General features: G+C 64.3%; 23 protein-coding genes and 2 pseudogenes. 12 read left to right on the top strand and 13 right to left on the bottom strand.

The features are described 5' to 3' along the window. The first annotated feature begins 40 nt into the window (after nt 1–40). The gene (locus tag AC3A6P_RS27620; RefSeq protein ID WP_487695366.1) at nt 41–529 is read left to right on the top strand and encodes a flavodoxin domain-containing protein; all 489 of its coding nucleotides are present in this window, start codon (nt 41–43) and stop codon (nt 527–529) included. Here AC3A6P_RS27620 and AC3A6P_RS27615 read toward each other — a convergent pair. From AC3A6P_RS27615 to AC3A6P_RS27590, 6 genes are all read right to left on the bottom strand, one after another. After that, entirely contained in the window at nt 517–1,293 is a 777-nt protein-coding gene (locus AC3A6P_RS27615; RefSeq protein WP_487695364.1) for a universal stress protein, read from the bottom strand. The two genes, AC3A6P_RS27620 and AC3A6P_RS27615, sit on opposite strands and share 13 nt — an antisense overlap. Before the next feature lie 31 nt (nt 1,294–1,324). Beyond that, nucleotides 1,325–1,891, bottom strand: coding sequence for a hypothetical protein (locus tag AC3A6P_RS27610; RefSeq protein ID WP_487695362.1), 567 nt, complete (start codon nt 1,889–1,891; stop codon nt 1,325–1,327). Nucleotides 1,892–2,111: 220 nt separating this feature from the next. Next, on the bottom strand, nt 2,112–3,080 hold the full coding sequence (locus AC3A6P_RS27605) for a 1-phosphofructokinase family hexose kinase (RefSeq protein ID WP_487695361.1): 969 nt from the start codon (nt 3,078–3,080) through the stop codon (nt 2,112–2,114). A gap of 6 nt (nt 3,081–3,086) precedes the next feature. Beyond that, complete coding sequence (locus AC3A6P_RS27600) at nt 3,087–5,135, bottom strand: erythromycin esterase family protein (protein WP_487695360.1); 2,049 nt, start codon at nt 5,133–5,135, stop codon at nt 3,087–3,089. A 26-nt stretch (nt 5,136–5,161) separates the two neighbouring features. Further along, nucleotides 5,162–5,425, bottom strand: a complete 264-nt coding sequence (locus AC3A6P_RS27595; protein ID WP_487695358.1) for a DUF1876 domain-containing protein — start codon at nt 5,423–5,425, stop codon at nt 5,162–5,164. Nucleotides 5,426–5,497: 72 nt separating this feature from the next. Continuing rightward, a complete protein-coding gene (locus AC3A6P_RS27590; RefSeq protein ID WP_487695357.1) occupies nt 5,498–5,926 on the bottom strand; it encodes an Hsp20/alpha crystallin family protein in 429 nt (142 codons plus the stop codon). A gap of 193 nt (nt 5,927–6,119) precedes the next feature. Here AC3A6P_RS27590 and AC3A6P_RS27585 point away from each other — a divergent pair, with 193 nt between their 5' ends. Next, complete coding sequence (locus AC3A6P_RS27585; RefSeq protein ID WP_487695355.1) at nt 6,120–8,696, top strand: cation-translocating P-type ATPase; 2,577 nt, start codon at nt 6,120–6,122, stop codon at nt 8,694–8,696. Nucleotides 8,697–8,742: 46 nt separating this feature from the next. Further along, nucleotides 8,743–9,420 carry an SRPBCC family protein gene (locus tag AC3A6P_RS27580; protein ID WP_487695353.1) on the top strand — a complete coding sequence of 226 codons (678 nt, stop codon included), beginning with the start codon at nt 8,743–8,745 and terminating at the stop codon, nt 9,418–9,420. Between the two features lie 11 nt (nt 9,421–9,431). Here the strand turns inward: AC3A6P_RS27580 and AC3A6P_RS27575 are convergent, their stop codons facing one another. From AC3A6P_RS27575 to AC3A6P_RS27565, 3 genes are all read right to left on the bottom strand, one after another. After that, complete coding sequence (locus AC3A6P_RS27575) at nt 9,432–9,854, bottom strand: pyridoxamine 5'-phosphate oxidase family protein (protein WP_487695352.1); 423 nt, start codon at nt 9,852–9,854, stop codon at nt 9,432–9,434. 79 nt (nt 9,855–9,933) lie between these two features. After that, complete coding sequence (locus AC3A6P_RS27570) at nt 9,934–11,271, bottom strand: wax ester/triacylglycerol synthase domain-containing protein (RefSeq protein ID WP_487695350.1); 1,338 nt, start codon at nt 11,269–11,271, stop codon at nt 9,934–9,936. Next, nucleotides 11,268–11,531: a hypothetical protein gene (locus tag AC3A6P_RS27565; RefSeq protein ID WP_487695348.1), complete on the bottom strand. Its 264-nt coding sequence runs from the start codon at nt 11,529–11,531 to the stop codon at nt 11,268–11,270. Before AC3A6P_RS27565 ends, AC3A6P_RS27570 begins: the two co-directional genes overlap by 4 nt. 216 nt (nt 11,532–11,747) lie before the next feature. Here AC3A6P_RS27565 and ppsA point away from each other — a divergent pair, with 216 nt between their 5' ends. Continuing rightward, entirely contained in the window at nt 11,748–14,024 is a 2,277-nt protein-coding gene (ppsA, locus tag AC3A6P_RS27560) for a phosphoenolpyruvate synthase (protein ID WP_487695346.1), read from the top strand. Nucleotides 14,025–14,110: 86 nt separating this feature from the next. Beyond that, nucleotides 14,111–14,500 (top strand): annotated as a pseudogene (locus AC3A6P_RS27555) (cation transporting ATPase C-terminal domain-containing protein); the annotation flags it as partial. Between the two features lie 175 nt (nt 14,501–14,675). Here the strand turns inward: AC3A6P_RS27555 and AC3A6P_RS27550 are convergent. Next, nucleotides 14,676–15,053 carry a PNPOx family protein gene (locus AC3A6P_RS27550; protein ID WP_487695345.1) on the bottom strand — a complete coding sequence of 126 codons (378 nt, stop codon included), beginning with the start codon at nt 15,051–15,053 and terminating at the stop codon, nt 14,676–14,678. Between the two features lie 240 nt (nt 15,054–15,293). Between AC3A6P_RS27550 and AC3A6P_RS27545 the strand changes: the two genes are divergently transcribed. The 6 genes and pseudogenes from AC3A6P_RS27545 (at nt 15,294) to AC3A6P_RS27520 (ending at nt 18,594) form a co-directional block, all read left to right on the top strand. After that, nucleotides 15,294–15,497 carry a hypothetical protein gene (locus AC3A6P_RS27545; protein WP_487695343.1) on the top strand — a complete coding sequence of 68 codons (204 nt, stop codon included), beginning with the start codon at nt 15,294–15,296 and terminating at the stop codon, nt 15,495–15,497. A 282-nt stretch (nt 15,498–15,779) separates the two neighbouring features. Further along, nucleotides 15,780–16,286: pseudogene (locus AC3A6P_RS27540) on the top strand (AMP-binding protein); the annotation flags it as partial. A 97-nt stretch (nt 16,287–16,383) separates the two neighbouring features. Then, nucleotides 16,384–16,653: an acyl carrier protein gene (locus tag AC3A6P_RS27535; protein ID WP_487695341.1), complete on the top strand. Its 270-nt coding sequence runs from the start codon at nt 16,384–16,386 to the stop codon at nt 16,651–16,653. Between the two features lie 239 nt (nt 16,654–16,892). Continuing rightward, entirely contained in the window at nt 16,893–17,768 is an 876-nt protein-coding gene (locus AC3A6P_RS27530; RefSeq protein ID WP_487695340.1) for a universal stress protein, read from the top strand. Between the two features lie 221 nt (nt 17,769–17,989). After that, complete coding sequence (locus tag AC3A6P_RS27525) at nt 17,990–18,439, top strand: hypothetical protein (RefSeq protein WP_487695339.1); 450 nt, start codon at nt 17,990–17,992, stop codon at nt 18,437–18,439. Beyond that, nucleotides 18,436–18,594: a hypothetical protein gene (locus AC3A6P_RS27520; protein ID WP_487695337.1), complete on the top strand. Its 159-nt coding sequence runs from the start codon at nt 18,436–18,438 to the stop codon at nt 18,592–18,594. Before AC3A6P_RS27525 ends, AC3A6P_RS27520 begins: the two co-directional genes overlap by 4 nt. 492 nt (nt 18,595–19,086) lie before the next feature. Here AC3A6P_RS27520 and AC3A6P_RS27515 read toward each other — a convergent pair whose 3' ends face one another. Together AC3A6P_RS27515 and AC3A6P_RS27510 are read right to left on the bottom strand one after the other, a co-directional pair. Beyond that, a complete protein-coding gene (locus AC3A6P_RS27515) occupies nt 19,087–19,314 on the bottom strand; it encodes a hypothetical protein (RefSeq protein ID WP_487695336.1) in 228 nt (75 codons plus the stop codon). A gap of 15 nt (nt 19,315–19,329) precedes the next feature. After that, complete coding sequence (locus AC3A6P_RS27510) at nt 19,330–20,241, bottom strand: universal stress protein (RefSeq protein ID WP_487695334.1); 912 nt, start codon at nt 20,239–20,241, stop codon at nt 19,330–19,332. Between the two features lie 341 nt (nt 20,242–20,582). Between AC3A6P_RS27510 and AC3A6P_RS27505 the strand changes: the two genes are divergently transcribed. Beyond that, nucleotides 20,583–20,999: a hypothetical protein gene (locus tag AC3A6P_RS27505; protein ID WP_487695332.1), complete on the top strand. Its 417-nt coding sequence runs from the start codon at nt 20,583–20,585 to the stop codon at nt 20,997–20,999. 42 nt (nt 21,000–21,041) lie between these two features. Here AC3A6P_RS27505 and AC3A6P_RS27500 read toward each other — a convergent pair whose 3' ends face one another. After that, on the bottom strand, nt 21,042–21,554 hold the full coding sequence (locus tag AC3A6P_RS27500; RefSeq protein WP_487695331.1) for a TetR/AcrR family transcriptional regulator: 513 nt from the start codon (nt 21,552–21,554) through the stop codon (nt 21,042–21,044). Nucleotides 21,555–21,604: the final 50 nt, after the last annotated feature.

The raw sequence follows: 21,604 nt of genomic DNA, 5'->3' as shown, positions 1-21,604 counted from the left end.
GATCCTCAGGGGAATCACATGAGACGGAAGGGGTGCTGTGATGCGCGTGTTGATTGCCTATGCATCTCGCCGCGGTGGGACCGCCGGTCTGGCCGCCATGATCGGAGATGCATTCACCGACCTTGGGTGGGAGGTGGTCGTGCGCCGCGCTGGTGACGTTCATGACGTCGGTGATGTCGATGCCGTTGTGGTGGCTTCCGCGCTGTACTTGAATCGATGGCTGCGGGAGGCCCGGCGGTTCGTCAGACGACATGAGAACGATCTCCGTCAGCGGCGGGTCTGGCTGGTCAGTAGCGGCCCGTTGGCCCAGGAGGTCGACACCTTTGCCCCCGCCCCTCGGGGGGTGCGACGGCTCGCGCACAGAGTTGGTGCGCGGTCTCATGCGACATTCGGGGGCCGTCTGCTCCGCGATGCGCAGGGATTTCCCGCCCACGCGATGACCAAGTCGATGGCGGGTGACTACCGCGACGCCAACCAAGTACGGGCTTGGGTTACCGCGGTGGCAGGGGAGACCGCTCAATCCGCCTGATGCGCGCGGGCGACCACAATGCAACACTCGGCTCGGACCCCGGTCAGCGGTGTCCGGGAATTGATCGCCGTGGTCAACAGGTCCACTTCATCCGCGCCGATGATGACCATTCGGACCTGGCTGGGTTGGGCGGCGAGGTGTTCGAAGAGTGACGAGTCGGTGGCCACGGTTTCCGCCCGTACGTCGGGATGTCGGCGTTGCCACGGCGCCATCAATCCGTTGGCCCCTTCCGCTCCCTTGCTCGTGGTGGCCACCACGAGCAACGATATTTTCCGCAGGTGTGCTTCTCGAAAGGCCGCCTCGATCGCCGCCACACTGTGTCTTGAGCCGTTGACCGATACCGCAATCCGTTCCGCGGTCAGGACGGAACGAGGCGGGCCTCCACGGATGATGGCGACCGAGCAGTGTGCGCCACGGGCCAGGGCGAGCGCGGTCGACCCAATTCCAGTCGCACCGTTGCGAAGACGACCGTCCATACCGATGCACAGCAGACTCGCCGTTGCCGATTCTCGGGTCGGGATGTGCCTGGGGGAGCCGTTGATGATCGCCACATCGAGATCGACACGTCTACCGCGCGCGCTGATTGCCGCGCTCGCAGAGAGTAGGACATCGGCTGCGAACCGCAATTTGACGTCGGGCTCGCCCACCTGCGCTGCGTCGACAGCGTGAACCAGTCGCAACGGTGCCGCGCGATCGATGGCTTCGTCGACGGCCCACTCGGCAGCACACAGCGCTGCTTGTGAGTCGAGTACACCGACGACCACCGGACAAATTTGACGTTCCAGTCTCAACTTCTCAGCCCTGGGTCGCGCCGACGGAATTGCGTGGCGAGGTTTCGTCGGTACCGGGCTCGGTCGAGGCGGTGGATGCTGTGCTTTGTCTGACCACACGATCCCGGATGCCGCGCAGCATCTTCTGCTCCATGATGAAATGCGGGACGTCGAACCAAAAATGGCCGACTGGGCCGCCGCTTCCGCGCGCCACCAACCGGACGCCTTCTCTGCTCGGATGAAGGGTGAAACTCCACAGGCCCCTGGCTTTCTCGCCGTTTCTCAGACGCGCGAAGTCTGCCGGTGACACCAGCACGAGATGTGAGGGTGGGGCGACCTCGGCGACTACTTGACGCGCCCGACGACCGTATCGACGGGCGAGCCACACGGTGTCGCCGACATGTAATTGTTGCCATTCCGGATGAATGTGATCCGCGTTGTGAATCACAGCACCCAGCGCCCGTTCCAGCCACGAGTAACTGTAGAAACCGCCACGATCCTCGCCGATCTGCGCCAACCAGGGCCACACGGTGCGTGCCGATGCCGGGATCGAAATGGCGCGGGTGGTCCGCGGAAGTTCGGGTTCGGTCAACTCGTCACCCGGTGAAGTGTTGACGATCTCGCCGAGGTGGGCCCCCCAGCTGTACATCCATGGGCGAAGTACACCTCGGTAGAACGCGGCGGCCCATCCTGCGGCCATGACTGCGGCGAAACCCAATCGTTGTTTTCCCATACTGTCACGATGACATGGCCTTACTGTCTGCATTAGAGGCGAAAGGTTGCTCGGTAGAGGGACTTTGGCGACACGTTGTCTATGAGTGGATTTGGACGGGATCTGGGACGGCGCCGAACAATCGCTGGAGGTCTTCTGCGCGGCAGACATCGGTGCCCGGGGTCAGCAGCATGGCGGCGCCGGCGGCCACGCCGAACCTCATGGACTTCTCCAGGGACCATCCGCGGCCCAAACCGGTGATCATTGCGGCGACCTGGGCGTCGCCCGCCCCGACACCGCTCATGCTGGTCACCGGGACGGCGGGGAACCGCAGGGCGGTCGTGTCGGTGATCAGCAGTGCTCCCGCCGCCCCACACGAGATGACGACGATACGGGTGACGCCTCGGGCGATGAGGTTGCGGGCGGCGTCGACCCGCGCGGAGTCGTCGGCGAGCTGGCGGCCCGCACAGTCCTGGAGCTCGCGCATGCTGGCCTTGAGGAGGTAGACGTCCGACCGGATGTGCGTCAGACCGCGCCCAGAGGTGTCGGCGACCATCAACGCCCCGGTCTCGCGGCACATCTGTGCAACCTTCTGGTACAGATCGGGGGTGAGGCCAGGCGCCAGGCTGCCGCTGCACACCACGAAATGGGCGCCCCGTGTTGTCTCACGTAGGACGTCCAGGCACCGGGTCTGTTCGGCGGCCGTCATGGTGGGCCCGGGCATGACGAATCGGTACTGCTGCCCGGAGGCGCGTTCGTTGACGGTGAAACTCTCCCTGGTCTGTCCGTCGATCTCCACGGGCCTGACGGGGACTGCGGCCTGGTTCATCAGTTCGAGGATCGTCTGGCCCATGGGTCCGCCGACCGGGAACACCGCTGTCGCAGCGGTGTTGAGGCTGTGCGCAACGCGAGCGACGTTGATTCCGCCGCCGCCGGGGTCATATCGGGTCGGACCGCATCGTAGCTTCTCGATGCAGCGAACCACATCGGTATCGGTGGTGATGTCCAGCGCCGGATTCGCTGTGAATGTGACGATGGAGCTGGGCCGCGATGTGGCCGTGTGTGTCACGAACGATCACAACCCCGTCGGATATGTCTCCGGTGTCTCACCGGCGACCCAGAGGCTGGTCACTTCGAGCGGCTCGAGGGCGCGAGTTCGGTCGATGTGAATGACGGCGTCGAATTGGTCCGCCGAGCGGACGTGGTAGTAGTGGCTTTGTCGTTCCGTGGCCGGCAGGTAGATGACGCCGATGGCCCGCCCCAGCCGCACCGTCGACAACGGTTCGTCGGCGGCGCGGGTGATCAGGGGCGAGACGAAGAATTCATCTCGCCCGCTCTCATGGAACAGTTCTTCGACACTGCCGTTGAGCGCCGGGCGGACAGCCTTGCGTTCGGCGAGGCCACCCCATTCGCTGGCGGCTGTCACACTGCCCGAGTACGTGGTCATGCCGATCAGGCGAACACTGTCGCCGAACGCCTGGCGCGCCAGTTGTCCGAGCGTCAGTTGGCCATCTGCCGAGACCTCGGTGGCGCGGGCATCACCAACATGAGAGTTGTGCGCCCACACCACCATACGAGCACGTTGGCTGCCGTTCTGGCGGTCCAGATGGGCCAGTAGGGCCTCTAGGGTCTGAGCCATGTGCTGGTCGCGCAGGTTCCACGATGTCACCCTCGCGCCGAACATGGCACGGTAGTACTGTTCGGCGTTGCGTACGGTCGCGGCGTTCTGGGTGGCATAGAACAGCTCGTCTTCGGCCGTCAGGCCGTCACGTCGGGCCAGATCGAGCGCGTTGCGTTGCATATCGGACAGCTGCGCTATGACCTGGCGTTCGCAGGACGGTCCTGCGCCGAAAGCGGCAGCGAAGCCGTACGCTTGGCCGTCATCGCCGGAGATGCGATCGAAGCACGCATACCGGTCGCGCGCTCGCGCCGCCGCTGCGGGGTCCACGGTGTCCAGGTAGTCGATGACCTCCTGCATCGACTTGTGCAGGCTGTAGAGGTCGAGCCCGTAAAAACCGGCCTGCGTCTGGCCGGTGGCCGAGCACCGCTGGTTGTGGCGGCGCAGCCAGTCCACGAAGTCGCGCACCACCACGTTGCGCCACATCCATGCCGGGAACCGCTCGAAGCCCCGTAACGCTTCTTCGGCCGTGTGATCCGAGCCGAGGCCCCGTACAAAACGATTCACTCGATAGGCGTCCGGCCAGTCGGCCTCGGCGGCAACCGCACAGAACCCCTTCTCCTGGATGAGCCACTTCGTGATCGCGGCGCGTGCGGAGTAGAACTCGTGTGTGCCGTGGGAGCTTTCGCCGATCAGCACAACGGTGGCGTCACCGATGAGTTCTTCGAGAACTTCGCCCGGCGGAACACCGCCGGGTGCCTCGACCGCGCAGCGGCCGATCACCTCGCCCGGCGTGGGTGCGGTGAGACGTTCGGCGGTCGCCGGGCCGGTCGTCGGCGTGGCCAGTAAAAGGCGGACCTCGTCATCACTGACTTGGCGGAAATCCCAGAAGGATTCGCCGACGGCCACGAACGGCATCGGCATGCTGGCACACACCACATCGTCGACGATCTCGGCGAAGGCCCGGCACGTCGACTCGGGAGCCGCCGGCACGGCGACGACGATTTCGGCGGGGTCCTCATCGCGCAGCGCCTGTACCGCGGCGTACATACTCGACCCTGTGGCCACACCGTCGTCGACGAGGATCACGGTCTTGCCGGCCACGTCGATGGGCGGCCGTTCGCCGCGGTAGGTGGCTTCGCGGCGAAGGAGCTCACGCCCCTCGCGCTCGGCGATGTCGCGCAGCTGTTGTGGCGTGATGCGCAGGGCGCGGATCACGTCATCGTTGACCACGACGCGGCCGCCACGGGCCAAGGCGCCGATGGCGAACTCCTCGTGGCCGGGAGCGCCGAGCTTGCGGACGATGAACGCATCCAGAGGTGCGCCCAGTGCCGCGGCGACCTCCCACGCGACGGGGATGCCGCCCCGCGCGAGTCCAAGGACCAGTACGTCGGTTCGACTGCGATAGGCAGACAGCAGTCCAGCAAGTATGCGACCGGCTTCCCGGCGGTTCCGGAATACCCGGCGTGGTTCGCCGCGGGTGAGCTTGTCGTCGGTGGAGGTCATCGAAGTTCCTCAGAGCTGGTCGGGGGTCAATGCAAGGTGGTCACCGGTGCGTCCGTGGCGATTTCGATGTGGTGTCGAGTGACGGCACGGAGTTGCTCCGCCAGATCCGACAGCGCCCGCGCGGCGGCCAGTTCGGCACCGATGTCGGCGATATCGCGGTCGGTAGGGTTACAGCGGGCCAGTCCGGTGCCGACCAGAGTTCGCTCACCCCAATGCAGCTTCGCTTCCGCAGTGGTACGACCGTCTTCTTCGTCGGTGGTGATCTCCACTGACCAGTGCTTGTCGTGCATGGCAGTTTCCTGTCCTTTGCCGGGACGGGTGGCGGTCCCGACGCCGAGTATGTGCCGGGACCGCCGACCGGGTCACTTCGCCGTTTCGATCGAGACGTGCTTCTCCGGTGCCGCGGGCTCTTTCAACGGAACAGTCACGGTGAGGATGCCTTTGTCATAGGTCGCTTTGATGCTCTCGTCGTCGGCGCCTACGGGCAGCGTGACCGATCGGACGAACGAGCCGTAGGAGAATTCTGAGCGACCGTTGGCCTCCTTCTTCTCGCTTCGCTCGGCCTTGATGGTGAGGACTCCGTTGCGCACGGTGACGTCGACATCCTTCTCCGGGTCAACACCTGGAATCTCCGCTTGAAGCTGATAGTTGCCGTCCTTTATCTCGTCTTCGACCTTGATGACGTGACCTCCGAACGTGGGTCGCATATTCGTCCATGCCGGCAGCCCCGAGAACAAGTCTGCGACCTCCGGCCAGAACGGACGGTGTTGTTGCACAGCGAGATTGCCCATGACAGATCCTTTCGTTGTAATCGTGCTGATAACGAATCTGACCACTCGCTCGCTGTGGTCGACTAGGGACAGAAGTCCTCGCTAGACAGGTCGATGGTCTGGTGAGCTCGTAGCCAATCCGGGCTACGTTCGAAAGCGCCCACCCGGCGGTGTCGTCAGGAGCGGGTCACTGCACTGCGATCGGCTGGAACAGATGCCCGAAACCGAAGCCCAGCGGGCCACCACGGAGGGACTGTCGTCATTCCAGGCGGCTCTCCTCCTGGCCCAAAACGGACCCAATCGCCTTCCGGTCCGGCGCACAACACCGTGGCTGCTGCGCTTGATCAAGGAAATGGGCCACTTCTTTGCCCTCCTGTTCTGGGCCGCAGCGGCATTGGCGTTCATCGCGGGTATGCCACAGCTGGGCACAGCGATCATGGTCGTCGTCGTCCTCAACGGTTTGTTCGCGTTCGCGCAGGAGGAGCGTGCTCAACACGCCGCCGAAGGGCTGAGACGCATGCTGCCCAGGAGGGCTCGCGTCGTGAGAGACGGCGCGCTGCAGGAGATCGACGCTGAGGGCCTCGTTGTTGGCGACGTGGTGGTGCTCGCCGAGGGGGACCGGATCTCTGCGGATATGACGCTGCTGAGTGTCGCCGCGCTGTCGGTGGACACCTCGGCGCTGACCGGTGAAAGCGTGCCCGAGCATCCCGGCGTTTCCGACGCGGTGTTCGCGGGGTGTTTCGTCGTGGAAGGTGAAGCCAACGCGCGCGTCTTCGCTGCCGGCCCGGACACCAAGCTCGCGGGCATCGCCGACCTGACATCGGGAGAGACGTCCACGGTGACACCCCTGCGGCGGGAATTGAGCCGAATGTCGCGAGTGATCGCCATGGTGGCCGTGCTGGTGGGAGCGATGTTCTTCGGCGTGGCATTGCTGGTGGGCATGCCTGCCGCCGATGGATTTCTGTTCGCGGTCGGGGTTACCGTCGCAGTGGTGCCCGAGGGCCTGCTACCAACGGTCACGTTGTCGTTGGCGATGGGCGCGCAACGCATGGCACGCCGGCACGCCCTCGTGAGACATCTCGAAGCGGTGCAGACACTGGGTTCGACGACGTTCATCTGCACCGACAAGACGGGAACGCTCACTCAGAACGAGATGTCGGTTGTTCAGGCGTGGACGCCGGCGGGCGCCGTCGACATCTTCGGGGATGGCTACGAGCCAGTGGCCACCGTGACGGGCCCGCCGGGCGCGGTCGACGCGCTTCCACCGATGGCGCGGGCGGCCGTGCAGTGTTCAACAGGGCGAGTACACCTAGTAGAGGGAATCTGGATGGCTCGCGGAGATCCGATGGAGGCAGCTCTGGATGCCTTCGCCCGCCGGGTGGGCGCGGACATCAATCATGTCGACGCGAATCTGGTGAAGTTTCCCTTCGACCCGCGCCGTCGGCGAATGTCGGTGGTCACCGACGGTCGCATCGTGGTCAAAGGAGCTCCCAAGTCGGTGATCCCTCTGTGCGCCAGTGTTTCTGGTGCAGACGTGGCGCTGGATCACTTGGTGCGGCGAGGATTGCGGGTATTGGCGGTCGCCGGTCGTGACTTGATGCCGGGTGAGCCGGTACCCGAATCGGCCGATGTCGCCGAACGCGGTCTCACACTTTTGGGTCTGGTTGGTTTGCATGATCCGCCCCGATCCGGTGTGAAGAGCGTTCCCGAAACGTGCCGTCGTGCCGGTATTCGTGTCGCCATGATCACCGGCGACCATCCGCACACCGCGGAGGCCATCGCCCGGGATGTCGGGCTGATGGAGCAGGGGAGGGCCCTGCTGGGACATGAGCTTCCGTCCGATCTGGACCGGATAGGGGAACTTCTCGACAGAGACGGTGTGGTGGTCGCCCGTGTGGAGCCGGAGGTCAAACTCAGCATTGCTCGCGCGTTACAACGCCGCGGGCACGTCGTTGCGATGACCGGTGACGGCGTCAACGACGCACCGGCGTTACGTGAAGCCGCCATCGGTGTCGCCATGGGTAGGAGCGGAACCGATGTGGCGCGCGAGGCGGCCGACGTGGTGCTGCTGAACGACGACTTCACCACCATTGTCGCGGCGATCGAGCAGGGTCGGTCGACTTTCACCAACATCCGCCGTTTTCTGACCTACCATCTCGCCGACAACGTTGCGGAATTGGCGCCGTTCGTGGTGTGGGCTCTGACGGCGGGTCACTTTCCGTTGGCGATCGGTGTACTTCAGGTGCTGGCTCTGGATATCGGCACCGACGTATTTCCCGCGTTGGCCTTGGGAGCCGAACCGCCCGACAGAAAAACCCTGGACGGCCCGCCGGTGGGCGGTCGCCTGCTGAACCGCACCGTCCTCACTCGTGCCTTCGGTGTCCTGGGACCTGTGGAGGCCGCGGTGGCGTTGGCGGCATTCGTGGCCACGTTCGCAGCCGGAGGTTGGCGGCCGGGGCAGTCGTTTCCCGGCGGCCACGTCGTGCTGATGGCCTCCGGGGCCGCCTTCGCGGCAATCGTCTTGGGCCAGGCGGCCAACGCCTTTGCCTGCCGCAGCTCCGTTCGCCAAGCGTGGCGGCTGCCGGTGAAGACGAACCTGCTGCTCGTGTTTGCGGTGCTGGTCGAGCTGGTGCTGTTGGTGCTCTTGCTCTATGCGCCGCCGGCGGCGGCATTGCTGCACCACGCCGGGCCCTCGATCGCTGGTTACACAGTCGCCTTTTCCGCGATTCCCACCGTGCTCTTGGCCGACGCCGCCTACAAACACACTGCACACCGGCGCCGAACAAAGTGACCACTGGCCCTAGGCGGGGAGCGTTCTTGGCGACAAGCTGCATTTCATGCCGAACAGAACCATAAAAACAGTTGCCGCTGCGGCATTGATCTATGTCGCAAGGCGGTACTACCGCAATTGGGGAACCACCAAAGAAGAATGTTCCATGAGTCTGCCGGGTGATGATCTGGTGGACGCGCCGGTGGTCCAAACCACCGAAGGGGTGTGGATCGATGCGCCCGCCAACGCGGTGTGGCCGTGGCTGGTGCAGATGGGACAGGACCGCGGCGGCCTGTACAGCTACGAGAAGCTGGAGAACATGCTGGGTCTGCGTTACCGCAACGCCGAGGTCATCCACGAGGAATGGCAGCACCTGCATCCTTGCGACGTCGTTCGACTGGCCCCGAAGGGATGGCTCGGTCTCAGTGACGGACTTGCGCTCGAAGTCGTCGACATCGTGGAGGGGCAGTCGATCGTGCTCCGTGCGACACCGGCTCGCCAGCAATGGAATGCCGTGTGGTCCTTCCACGTGTTTCCTCGCTGGGATGACCGCTGCAGGTTGCTGATCCGATCACGCACGGCGTTGCGTCACCCCGGTGAGGTTCTCGCCACCGAGCTTGCCGGGCCGGCCCTTGCCGTCACCAGCCGTGGCATGCTGCTCGGCATCAAGCGTCGTGCTGAGAACATCGTGCAGGCCGAGAAGGCTGCAGCCACTGCGAGTGCGGACCTGCATCGCACTCGCTGAAACGGTGGGCGCTACGCCGACGTGGACGTGCGGTCGAACAGGAACCGGCGTCCGCTTACCCGCAATGGTCGGATCCGGACATAGTGTTGTTTGTCCGCTGCCACCCAGGGTCGTAGCTGCGCCTGCTCGGCCACGGCAATCTCGTCGTCATTGTGCAGGATTCGAGAGAAGCCCTTGACTATGACACTCCAACCTTGGCTGTCGTCGTGGTCGTCGGCCTCGAACACCACATTGTGGTTGATCGCAGTGCTGACCAGCTTGGTGCCTTCGGCTGTCCGGAACAGCACGGTTCGGTTCTGAACGGCGAAGTTCACGGGGAACACTTCCGGTTCACCGTCGACGCTGGTGATGAGCCGGCCCAGCGAGACACTGGACAGCAGATTCCAGCATTCACTTTCCGGCAGGACGCTGGTGAGTTGTGTGGCGTTGGACATGGCTGTCACGCTACGCAGTTCGTCTTTTGGCGGATGTGGCCGAAAGTCCCGATCCCGTGGAGCATTTGGCCGGTAGAGCTCAACGCCCCAACGCGAGTACGTCATCGAAGCCAGCCTCGATGCAATCGCGAAACTGCGTCAGATCCGGGATCGCGGCGCAGTCTGCATTGAGGCCGAGTGCACACGTGTCGGCATAGGACAGCAACGTGATGTTGAAGGCGGCTCCGAGAGTGGGGGAGAAGGCGTACTGAGCCCGGACCCGGGCACCCGCGAACGCCACCGGTGCGGGAAGTCCCGGAACGTCGCTGGCGATGAGGTCGACCCGGCGCAGAGCGGAACTGACATAGCTACGTGGGGCCACCCTGAGTGCGGTGGCCACGAGATTGGTGTGGCGCAACGATTTTTCGTGCCGGGCTGCGTCAGTACGCAGGTGGATCACCTGTATACGCTCGGCGGGGTCAGTTATCGCCAAGGGCCGCTCGAAGCGAAGCAGCATCGTCCGGTTGCCGCCAGGCGGATCACCGGGTTTTCGTACGCTGATCGGCATCGTGAGCAGCAATTCCTCGCTGACGACGTCATGCACCCGGTGGTAGAGACGCACACCGTGGGCCACTGCCGCCAGGAAGGCGTCGTTGAGCGATCCCCCCGCTATGTGGCCGGCCCGTTGCAACGGTGCGCGGGGGACATCGAGCATCGCCAGGTGGCGGGCCGAGCTGCGGCACTGCATGGTGGGTGAATGCGGCCCGGAGCTTGGGCGTGCACTGCGCAACAGTGAGGACCCCGTGGCCAGGACCGATCGTGCGGTGTGCGCCGGGTGAACAGCGCCGTCGAAAGCGAGCTTCGTCGTGCCGGCCAGTGCGCTGACAGCTTCACGCACCAGCAAGTCGACCGCGGACCTCTGGGCTACCGACTCGCGCTGTGCGTGCGCTGACTGCCGAGAATGCGCGGTGTCGGTGTCGGGTCCGAAAAGTGCTGCGGCCACGGCGACGGCGCCCACACCGTCTGTGATCGAATGGTGAAGCCGGCATATCAAGGCCGCACCGCCTTCCGGAAGTCCCTCCAGCACAGTCGCCTCCCACAAGGGATGGGCATGGTCGAAGTCGGCCATTGCGGCCAGCCGGGCGAATTCCACGGCAGTGTCCAACGTTGCGGGCGTCGGCGCGGCGAGTCGGCGGACATGAAAGCGGAGATCGAAGTCCGGATCGGTCTGCCACCGTGGTGGCATCGGCGGGGGTGACGGTGCGATACGCGATCGCAACCGTGGGACCGTCAGGCTCAGGCGATCGAATTGATCAAGCACAACATCAAAATCCGGCGACCGATCGAGCATCGTTACGGTGACGATCGGCGCGCGCAGGCGGGGATCGGTACCGAGCGCCCAGACGAATGCGTCGCCAGCGCCGAGAAACTCGGTCATGGTGCCGAGGCCACGCAGACATCGACGGCCAGGCAATCGGCAATGGCGTGCACCGCAGGCCAGTCGCCCCTTGCGACATGGCCTCCGAGCTGATCGACGAGGGTGCTGCGCACGCCGAGTTCTTGCAGCCAACCGGACACAGTGCTGGTGATGTCCTCGGCCCCTACGCACACCATGCGGTCGTTGTGTAGGCGGTCGGTGACCATATAGGTGGTCTCGGCACAACGGTTGTGCCGGAACAGACGACGTGGTGCGGTCATCACGGACTCCTCTCGTTGCTCCGACAGCTCACCACTGGAACCGGGCTCCGCGCTGGAGGCGAACGCTGCCAACCTGTGGGTGCTTTGGTCATCGTCGTTGCGCCCGGCGTGCAACCCGGGCAATGGACCAAAGGCACGCCCCGGGTGGGACTTTCGCCGAGGTGGTGTGGTCCTGCGGCGCTACGCAGATCGGGCGGCTTGGGCGACAGTGAGAACATGCACGACGATCGGTTTGTCAAGGACATCGCTGAGCTCGGCATCGCCGACGCCGAGGAGGCGGGGGGCAAGGGCGCCAACATGGGCGAGCTGGTGGCGGCTGGTCTTCCGGTGCCGCCTGGCTATGTGTTGCTTCGTGCGGCCTACCAGGAGTCGATGCGCGCAGGCAAGGTCGGTGCGGAACTACGAGCGTTGCACGATGCGGCGTTACAAGCTGTCGGGGACTCCGGCCGGCTCGCCGAGCTGTGCGCACAGATGCAAGAACTCGTCTCGAAAGCGGGGTTGGCCGACAGGGTTCTCGCGGCGGCCCTTGACGGATACCGGCGACTCGGCCGCGGATGCGTTGTGGCCGTGCGCTCGTCGGCCACAGGAGAGGACGGCCGCGACGCCTCGTTTGCGGGAATGAATGCGACGTCAACCAACATCGCGGGTGAGGACGCGCTGTGCCAAGCCATCGTGCATTGCTGGATGTCGCTGTTCTCGCCTCGGGTGGTGGCCTACCGCTCCAGCCGCCACTTCACGGGTGAACCGGCCATGGCGGTGGTGGTGCAGCAGATGATCGAGTCTGACAAGGCGGGCGTGGCGTTCACCGCGGACCCCAGCAGCGGGGCCCGCGATCGCGTAGTGATCGAAGCGGCCTATGGGTTGGGGGAGGTGGTGGTTTCCGGCGCGGTGGAGCCCGACACCTACGTTGTGGCCAAGAATGCTCTCGACGTGCTCGATCTTCATGTCGGACACCAGAGCTTCAAGATCATCCGCGGTCCTGACGGACATGACCAACGGGTGCCCCTGGATGCCGCCAAGGCCGATGCCCAGGTGCTCGACGACACCGAACTGCGGCGTATCGCCGAACTGGCCATTGCTGTCGAGCGCCACAATGGCTGCCCCCAAGACACGGAGTGGGCCATCGCCGGCGGCCAGACATACCTCGTCCAAGCTCGGCCGATCACGACGTTGGTGCATTCACCAGCTCCAGGTACCCAGAAGGACGCCGCGCTGGCGCGAGGGCTGGCGGCCGCGCCTGGCTTGGGTACCGGGCGAGTGAGAGTGCTTCAGAGTCCCCAGGACGGGGACAACTTGCGTGATGGAGAGGTTCTGGTAGCGCCCATGACCAATCCCGACTGGCTGCCGACCATCCGCAGGGCCGCCGGACTGGTCACTGATTCCGGTGGAATGACGTGTCACGCTGCAATCGTGGCCCGGGAACTGGGTGTTCCGTGTGTGGTCGGAGCCCGCAGCGCGACCACCGACCTGCACGACGGGATCTTGGTGACAGTCGACGGAACTCACGGTCAGGTGTTCCCGGGACACGTCGAATCTGTCGCTTCCTCTCGCGCCCAGGCAACGGTCGGGCAGCCACCGGTGGGTCCTGCGGCCGAAGTGACGGCGACCAAGGTGTACGTCAATCTGGCAATGGCTGACAACGCCGAAGCGGTCGCAGCCACGGACTGCGACGGTGTGGGATTGCTGCGCGCGGAATTCATGCTGACCCAGGCGGTCGGGGGCAGGCATCCACGTGACTTGATCGCGCATGGAGAACAGTCGGCCCTGGTCGATGCGATGGCCGAGCCGCTGGGCCGGATCGCCGCTGCGTTCGCACCCCGACCGGTGATCTATCGGGCAACTGACTTCCGCAGCAATGAGTTTCGCAGTCTGCGCGGCGGCGACGCCTACGAGCCGATGGAGCACAACCCGATGATCGGGTATCGCGGTTGCTACCGCTATGTGAGTGATCCCAGCCTGTTCGACCTGGAGCTGCAGGCACTGGCGCGCGTGCGGGAGAGCTCACCCAATCTCCATCTCATGATCCCGTTCGTACGGACCAAGTGGGAACTGGAGAGGTGTCTGGACCTCGTTGATGCCAGCCCGCTGAGCCGTCAACGCGGCATGCATCGTTGGGTGATGGCCGAAGTACCCTCGGTGGTGCATTGGTTGCCGGAGTACATCGGCCTCGGCATCGACGGAGTGTCCATCGGCAGCAATGATCTGACCCAGCTCGTGCTCGGCGTCGACCGGGACTCCGAGGTGTGTGCGGAGCTGTTCGACGAGTCCGACCCGGCGGTGCTCCACGCGATCCGACGAATCATCCAAACCGCCCGCAAGTTCGGGATCACCTCGTCATTGTGTGGTCAAGCACCCTCGACGAACCTGACGTTCGCGGAACACCTCGTACGGATGGGCATCACCTCGGTGTCGGTCAATCCCGACGCACTGAATTCAGCCCGCCGCGCGATCGCCGCTGCCGAACGACGCGTGCTGCTGGACGCGGCGCGGTGACGCTGACGCGATGACGCAGGTTCTGCACCGAGGCACTCTTAGTCGACACGACGTCTGCACCGCTTCGATCCCGGAGGTGCTCGCCGGAGTTTCGCACTGGGTGGTTTGTGGAGTCGTTGGCTACCCAGACCTTGATCATCTTCGCGGTACGCACGAAGCGAGTTCCGTTCCTGCGAAGCAGACCGAGTGCGGCGCTGGTCGCGGCGACTGCGACGGTGATCGCCGCCGGCGTGACGCTCACGGTGTCTCCGGTCGCCGGCCATTTGGGCTTCGCCGCGTTGCCGTGGCAGTTCTTCGCCGCCCTGGTGGGTCTGGCTGCGGCCTACCTGGTGCTGGTCGAATTCACGAAGAAGGTCTTCTACGCGGAGCTTCTACTGAGCGCCCATCCACGCCGCCGCACCCGTGGACATGCCCACGGCATTCATCGGCGCGCGGCGCGGTTCAGCTCGGCAGAGCGGCTCCGGCCAGGGAATTGACGGGCGGTCAACCCGGCGAGGCTTCGGGTTTCACCCAGCTCGGACACGGAGTGGGCTTCCTCAGCGAACAGTCGTCGAGAAAGAGCAACAGGAATGGGCCTGAAGCGTCTGCGAGTTCACGTCGTGTTCACCGGACGGCAGTGACAGAACGTCACGAAATCTCCTTGAATCTGACCTAGTTCTTGACACCGAAGCGGTTGAACACACGCCTGTGCGGCTGCTTCAGCAACGGCAGCGCGGCGGTCCAGTCGATGATCTGCGGGTCGGTTACTGCGCTGGTCTGCCCATGCGCAGTGATGGTGGCCGAGTTCCCGGCAATCGTGTTGAGCAGCCAGTCGACGTGGGTGCCGTACGGAAGCGGAACGATGAATCCATCTATGCGGTCCGCGACAACCGGTGTGCGGTAACTTCTCCCGGAGTTTCGCCCAGTGTGATGGATGACGGCGGCATACCAATGTGCGCGGCCGGCCAGCCGCAGCATCACCGGATTGAGCACGTACTTGTTGAAGGTGCGAACCCTGTCGAGCGCCGGCTTGGTGGGATTGTTGGCCATCTGAACATTCTCGGGTGTGATGTCTGGGTCGGACAGGGCCGAGACGACCCCGACGATAGGGAATTAGGGCACTTTTCGGCCTTCCCGAGAATCACCGCGCAACGTAGTGACTTTTGTCTCTATTGCAGACGGCGTGCAGGCCAAAAAATGGACGTCAGTTTCTCGAGAAGGACCGCTATGACTCCGAGTGCCAACACTGACTTCCCGCCTGACCAGCTGGATTCGGTCGCATGGAAGTTTTTGAACTCTGAGCTCACCGGCGCCACCTACGCAGATTGGCCCATCGACCGACGCATCGACGTCTTCCTGAAGCGATACGGGTTCCGCGAGGTGCTCGACGATGGGACAGCCTACGAGGCACTCCTGGAACGGGTCATGGCCAACATGGGAAGGGCGCGACGCTGCGGCACTCTGCCGTCGCCCACGGGCGAGGTCACCATATGACTGTCATCGCCAAGTCCTCTGCTGACTGGAAGCTGACCCCGAACCTGCTGGACTACGAGTCAGCACGGACCGATTTCGACTGGGCGACACTACCGAACCTCTGCGCGAACATGGGGTCGGGGTGCTGCAACATCGCTCATGCCGCCGTGGATCGGCATGCCGAGGGACCGCTGGCGGCGCGTGTCGCACTGCGGTTCCTGGCGGCGAGGTCGGGGGACGGCGCGATACCGACGAGGACGATGACATACGCGGAACTGGGACGACACACCCGGAAGTTCACCAATGTGCTGCGTGCCCTCGGGGCACCAAGGGGCGTCGGGTGTTCACGCTGCTGGGGCCTGCCCGGAGCTGTACATCAGCATTCTGGGTGCCTTGCGCACCGGTTGTGTTGTGTCGCCGCTGTACTCGGCTTTTGGACCAGAGCCGATCGAAACCCGGTTGACGCTCGGTCAAGCTGACGTTCTGATCACCACCGCGACGTTGTACCGGCGCAAGATCGCGAATATTCGGGCACAGCTCACCACGGTGCGTCTCTGTGTTGTCGTAGACGACGTCGGTGACGGCGGGGAGATCCGCGACTCGATAGACTTCTGGCGTTGGATGAGGGCAGCCGATGAGCGCGCACCGATCGAGCCGACAACCGCGGCGGATCCGGCGCTGCTGCACTTCACCAGCGGCACTACCGGCATGCCCAAGGGAGCGTTGCATGTCCACGGTGCGGTGGCCATGCACTATCTCACCGGTCTGTACGCCCTGGATTTTCATAACGACGACATCTATTGGTGCACAGCAGATCCCGGATGGGTGACGGGAGTGATGGCCATCGCGGCGGGTTGTTCCTTGGTGCTGTCGGTGGGTTCCTTCAACAACCAGACCTTCTGGAGAAATGACGGTAGCCATGCAATCCGCCGAGGTTGTTCGAGACGGTGTGCTGTCCGAACTGACTGCCATCGCTCCCGAGGTCGACGTCGCGGCCATCGACGACGATCGACTCTTGCGGGAGCAAGTCGATCTGGATTCGATGGACTGGCTGAATTTCCTACGCAGGCTCCATCGCAGGTACGGCGTCGACATTCCCGAATCGGACTACCGGTGCCTTCGCACTCTGCGTGACGTGGTGGCGTATCTCATGCACCGGCCGGCGCCGCAATCGTGAAGAGCCAGAGGTGGAAGGCGGTGACTACCGACACCCGCGGAACGGGACCAACGACCCTGCCTTCACGCGGCCCGGGCCAATAGCGTTTTGAGCATCAGAGAACGGTGCCCAAGCGAGATGGGAGAGCTGTCATGGACTGGCCCACAGCAGCGGTGATCATTGCCATTGTGTTTGCAGTGATGGTCATTTCGACAACGTACTTCTCATCTCGAAACCCGAAGTGAGCGGAGGCAGCAGAGATGACCAACAACGAGACCCGCCACGGCATTCTGGTCGGCGTGGACGGATCACAAGAATCCGACGCCGCAGTCCGGTGGGCCGCCGTCGAAGCCAAGAGGCTGAAAGCACCGATCACCCTGATGCACGCGGTGGAGCCCATTGTGATGAGCTGGCCCGTCGCTCCGCTGCCCACCACCATCGCCGAAGCAGAACGCGAGGCCGCCGCCAACGTCATCGACCGGGCTCGCGAGGTCTTGGCAGCTACCGATGACCACCTCGAAGTGCACACGGAAGTGCGGTACTCCGGGGCCATTCCCGTGTTGGCCGATGCCTCCAAAGACGCGCTGATGGTCGTCGTCGGCAGCCGCGGAATGGGTGCGGTCGGGCGCATGGTGTTGGGATCGGTCAGCAGTGGGCTGGTGCACTACGCGTATGGACCCGTTGCCGTGATCCACACAAGAGACGGCCGGTTGCCGGATCCGTCAGCTCCGGTAGTTCTCGGTATCGACGGGTCTCCCGCCTCCGAAGCAGCCACCGAGCTGGCGTTTGCCGAAGCGGACAGGCGCAAGGTCGATCTGATCGCCCTGCACGCCTGGAGCGATCTCGGAGTGCTGCCGGTAATTGGCTTGGACTGGCATGAATTCGAGCAACGCGGGGAAGAGGTGCTGGGAGAGCGCCTGGCTGGTTGGCAGGAACAGTACCCCGACGTGACGGTGCGACGCCGTGTCGTCTGCGACAAGCCGGCACAGTGGCTGCTCGAGGAAGCAGAGAACGCCCAGTTGGTGGTCGTCGGAAGCCACGGACGGGGCGGCTTCTCCGGGATGCTACTCGGCTCGGTCAGTTCCGCCGTCGCGCACTCGGCGCACGTGCCCGTGATCGTGGTGCGGCCCCGATGACTCGCGACCTCACAGACATTCCGCTGGACATCAGCGCCGACACCGACCGAGGCATGGTGACATGCGCAAATGGTCACGACAATCCAAGGGAGTGGGACACCTGCGGTGAGTGCGGTGCGCCCCTCGGGGAGACCGAGGGGCTCCTCGAGTGGCTGGGTCGCCCAGGGCATTCAACCGCGATCATCGCCGCTGCCGCGGCGCTTGTCGCGGGCCTGGCCCTGGTGATCACCACGATGCCGCGGTCGGACGATCCGGCCACCGGCGTAGAAGCGAAACAAGTTGCCGTCCAACATTGGTGGTCGTCGGCTCAGTTGGATGTCGACGAACTCGACGACTCGCTCGACGAGTCCGAACGAGCGATACGGCGCTGGGATTCAATCGCTTTCAACGACGCCTGCCAGCGCATTCACGACGCCGCGGCGGTTGGCGTGCCGGCACACCTACCGGCTCCCGATCCGCAGATCAGCGCTGAGCTGTCCGCCGCCGCCGACGATGCCCACTCTGCGTCGCACATGTGCTTGGCGGCGATCGCGCAGACCCACAACGACTATGACGGCGAATTCACCGCTGCCACCGAGCAAGCTGCGATGCATCTCAAGGCGGCGAGAGTGCTCGTCGAATTGCGTTTGACCGCCCCATCATTGCCTCCGAATCCGAACGAGAAGTCATGACCATGGTCAACATCAGAGTGCTCGATGCAATCAAACGCCTGGTTTCCGCCGATGCGTACATGCGTCGTCGCGAAGAGAAAGCCGAGAACCATGTCGAGCCTCCGCGACAGGCCAGAGGCACTGATCACGACCCCCAGGACACTCAAGGTTCATGAAGGCACCGCATGCGGTCTCACCGTCTGCCGTCGCTGTGACGGGTAGGTTGAATTGCGCTTCAACGAGATTCGCAAGAGTCTCCCCGGATTTTCTGCCGCACTGTCGGGTTCCTTCACGCTCCTCTCGCGGAACCCGCACGGGAGACAGTCTGCGGCCGATTGTGCCTATGCGCGAACATGCGCCACCGGCTACAAATCCATCCAGTTTTTGAGCGGCAGTTCCCGCCCACGCCGGACCGCAGCCGAAACAACGAGTGGGTGGTCAGAGGTCCGGTCGAGGGACTATTCGATCTGTGCAGCGCCCAGACGAACGCCGATTGTGCGCCATAGCGGCTGAATCGTAGCGAAGCGACTGGAGCGGCCGAGGTGCTGTCCGCCCGCGGGTTGCCGGTGCTCGACCGGAATGCGCGTCCCGGCCGGTCCTTTTCGACTTCGGAGAAGAAGCGCTGACGGGTTCGCTGACGCGGACCGGCTTACAGGTGGAGGTCTGCCCTAATCGTCGGCGCCGAGGAGGTCGTCGATCCTGCGACGGACGCGGGACAGTTCGGATTCGAGCGCACTGAGGTGATCGGCCAGTCTTTCTACTTCGTCGTGCTGGCGTGGGTGCTTGTGGTGGTCAACCTGCTGACCGTACCCCGCCGGCGGAGTGCCATACGGCGAATGTCGATGGTGGACGAACACGTGCGGGCGTTCGGGATCTGACTGAGGTGAGGTGTTCACAGCGATCTTCCTTCTTCATTCTCGCGGGCGGGCGACGATCACCGGGACTGCGGCGGAGTTGACCACCGCTGAGCTGACCGAGCCGATCAGCATGCCGGCAAAACCCCCGCGGCCGTGGCTGCCGACCACCAGCAGCTGAGCGTCGCGGGCGGCTTCGAGGAGCCTCGGCGCGGGCTGATCGCAGACCACTTCCTGCCGCAGCGATACTTCGGGGTAACGCTGCTGCCACGGGCTCAACCAGTCGGCGAGAACCTTCTCCTCGCGCTCTTTGATATTGCGCCATTCGATTGGACACCAGTTCGTGGACGGCAACCCGAGTGGGCCCAGGTCGCTCCACGCGTGCAGGGCCAGCAGATCGGTGTGCCGCCTGGCGGCCTCCCCGAAGGCAACCTCTGTGGCCAGCTCCGATGCCGGCGAGCCATCGACGCCGAGAACCACGGGCCCATTGGCGGACGGTCTTTCCGCAGTTTCGCTGTGGATGACGGCAACCGGGCATCGAGAGTGGTGTACCAACCCTGAGCTGACCGAGCCCAGCAACGCTCGTGTGACCACGCCGGTGCCGCGGCACCCCACCACCACCAGAGTTGCGTCGGCGGTCAGCTCGACCAGGGTGGGAACCACGGCGCCATCGATGACTCGAGTGGTGATCTGCTCAGCGCGGCCCGGCGAACTCGCTTGCGCGGCGGTTTCCATTGCGCGGTCGACTATTCCGCGGGCTTGCTCAGCCTGCCACCGGGCGAACTCGGCAGCGGCAGCAGCGTCGTAACCGTCGCCGGCGCCGGTGATCAGAGGTGCGGTGACGCAGATGATGGTCAGCGAGACATCGCGCAGCTGCGCGTCGCACGCCGCCCACCGCACCGCGGCCGTCGACGACGGCGACCCATCGACGCCCACCACCACACCCAAAACTGGCGAAAAGGCTGACATTTCCGTTCCTCCCAAAGAATCTCAGAAGACGGTATGCCGCGCGGTGAGCTGTGTACTGGAGTCGTAGGTCCTCAGTTCGTGGGCACTACGGCTGACATGTGGGGCGGTCACTCACCTCCTCGGGCAGCAACCCTCACAGGCGCAATCGGGCTCGCGGGTGCTCGATGACCAAGGGCACCGCGAAATCGAAACCTCTTCCTCTGCTGCCACTGCCGTCGCTGCTGGTGTCATGACGCTGGGTGGCGACAATCGGCCGTCACCGGCAACCCACGTTCGACGGGGAGGTAAAGATGATGGAAAATTCAGAGCCAGACGCGAGCAGCACACGAGCCTTTGCTCGGGTGCTGGGGCCGTACTTGGTGGTGATGACGATCGCCGCGGTGGCGCGAGGCTCGCAGATGCCGACGCTCATGTCCGACTTCACGGCGAGCACGGCGTGGTTCTGGGTCACCGGCGCCTTTGTACTGCTGATCGGGTTGACTGTCATCGCGTCACACACCCGCTGGCGGGGCGCCCCGGCCATGATCGTGTCCATACTCGGCTGGGCCATCACCGCGAAAGCAGTTCTCCTGCTTGCGCTGCCTCAGGTATCGGTGTCCACCGCCGAATTCCTGCTGAGCCGTGACGGCTGGTGGCAAGCACTGATGGTGCTCATGACGCTGATCGGGCTGTACCTGACCTATGTCGGTTGGGTTCCGGCGGGTGTCCGGGCACCGGAAGACAGGGCGCAGGCGCCGGACTCGCCGCGGGCAGCGTAAGTCCATGCCAGGAACTGGCCTGGTTGCGGGAAATCCACGCAATCAGGCCATTTCGATGCCGGCCGCGTAACCCCGGTAGATCGAGTCGTCGACGAGCAACCCGTAGGTGAACACCTCCAGAGCTGGGGCGATCATATCGCGTGCGTAGTCGCGCAGTACTGAGTTCATGTCGCTCGGGTCATCGTGCTGGTTTAGGTACAACAGGAACCCTCCGCCGTTGCACGTCGCGAGGAACCGAGCCCGCACTTTCGGATCGCGACTGGGCCGCACCGTTCCCGCTCGCACTGCATCATCGAGGTAGCGCTCGACATTGTCGGTCATCTTCTGCATCAGCACACGGCCTGCATCGTCACGCGTCCGCAATGTCTGCACCTGGTACTCCATCGTCGGGGCGAAAGTCTCGATGGACGCCACCTGTCTCAGCCATTCTTTCGGGTCCGGCGAGGTCAGCGCCTCGGTTTTTGCGGCCCGGACCGTCTGCTGGACGTACTCGTCGCAGGCGCGGCGTAGTCCCGCGACCGAGCCGAACATCGTCACCAACTTCGATTCACTCACACCGGTGGCCAGCGACACATCGAGTATCGACCGATCGAACCCATGCTTGC

The organism is Mycobacterium sp. Soil_C_30, assembly GCF_057656995.1.
The sequence above is the reverse complement of the archived record's forward strand: the minus strand, read 5'-3'. Positions and strand labels throughout refer to the sequence as shown.

Coding starts and splice junctions, on each gene's coding strand:
- AC3A6P_RS27620 (WP_487695366.1), top strand. CDS start 41: ATGCGCGTGTTGATTGCCTATGCATCTCGCCGCGGTGGGACCGCCGGT.
- AC3A6P_RS27600 (WP_487695360.1), bottom strand. CDS start 5,135: ATGACCTCCACCGACGACAAGCTCACCCGCGGCGAACCACGCCGGGTA.
- AC3A6P_RS27595 (WP_487695358.1), bottom strand. CDS start 5,425: ATGCACGACAAGCACTGGTCAGTGGAGATCACCACCGACGAAGAAGAC.
- AC3A6P_RS27590 (WP_487695357.1), bottom strand. CDS start 5,926: ATGGGCAATCTCGCTGTGCAACAACACCGTCCGTTCTGGCCGGAGGTC.
- AC3A6P_RS27585 (WP_487695355.1), top strand. CDS start 6,120: ATGCCCGAAACCGAAGCCCAGCGGGCCACCACGGAGGGACTGTCGTCA.
- AC3A6P_RS27580 (WP_487695353.1), top strand. CDS start 8,743: ATGCCGAACAGAACCATAAAAACAGTTGCCGCTGCGGCATTGATCTAT.
- AC3A6P_RS27575 (WP_487695352.1), bottom strand. CDS start 9,854: ATGTCCAACGCCACACAACTCACCAGCGTCCTGCCGGAAAGTGAATGC.
- AC3A6P_RS27570 (WP_487695350.1), bottom strand. CDS start 11,271: ATGACCGAGTTTCTCGGCGCTGGCGACGCATTCGTCTGGGCGCTCGGT.
- AC3A6P_RS27565 (WP_487695348.1), bottom strand. CDS start 11,531: ATGACCGCACCACGTCGTCTGTTCCGGCACAACCGTTGTGCCGAGACC.
- ppsA (WP_487695346.1), top strand. CDS start 11,748: ATGCACGACGATCGGTTTGTCAAGGACATCGCTGAGCTCGGCATCGCC.
- AC3A6P_RS27550 (WP_487695345.1), bottom strand. CDS start 15,053: ATGGCCAACAATCCCACCAAGCCGGCGCTCGACAGGGTTCGCACCTTC.
- AC3A6P_RS27535 (WP_487695341.1), top strand. CDS start 16,384: ATGACGGTAGCCATGCAATCCGCCGAGGTTGTTCGAGACGGTGTGCTG.
- AC3A6P_RS27530 (WP_487695340.1), top strand. CDS start 16,893: ATGACCAACAACGAGACCCGCCACGGCATTCTGGTCGGCGTGGACGGA.
- AC3A6P_RS27520 (WP_487695337.1), top strand. CDS start 18,436: ATGACCATGGTCAACATCAGAGTGCTCGATGCAATCAAACGCCTGGTT.
- AC3A6P_RS27510 (WP_487695334.1), bottom strand. CDS start 20,241: ATGTCAGCCTTTTCGCCAGTTTTGGGTGTGGTGGTGGGCGTCGATGGG.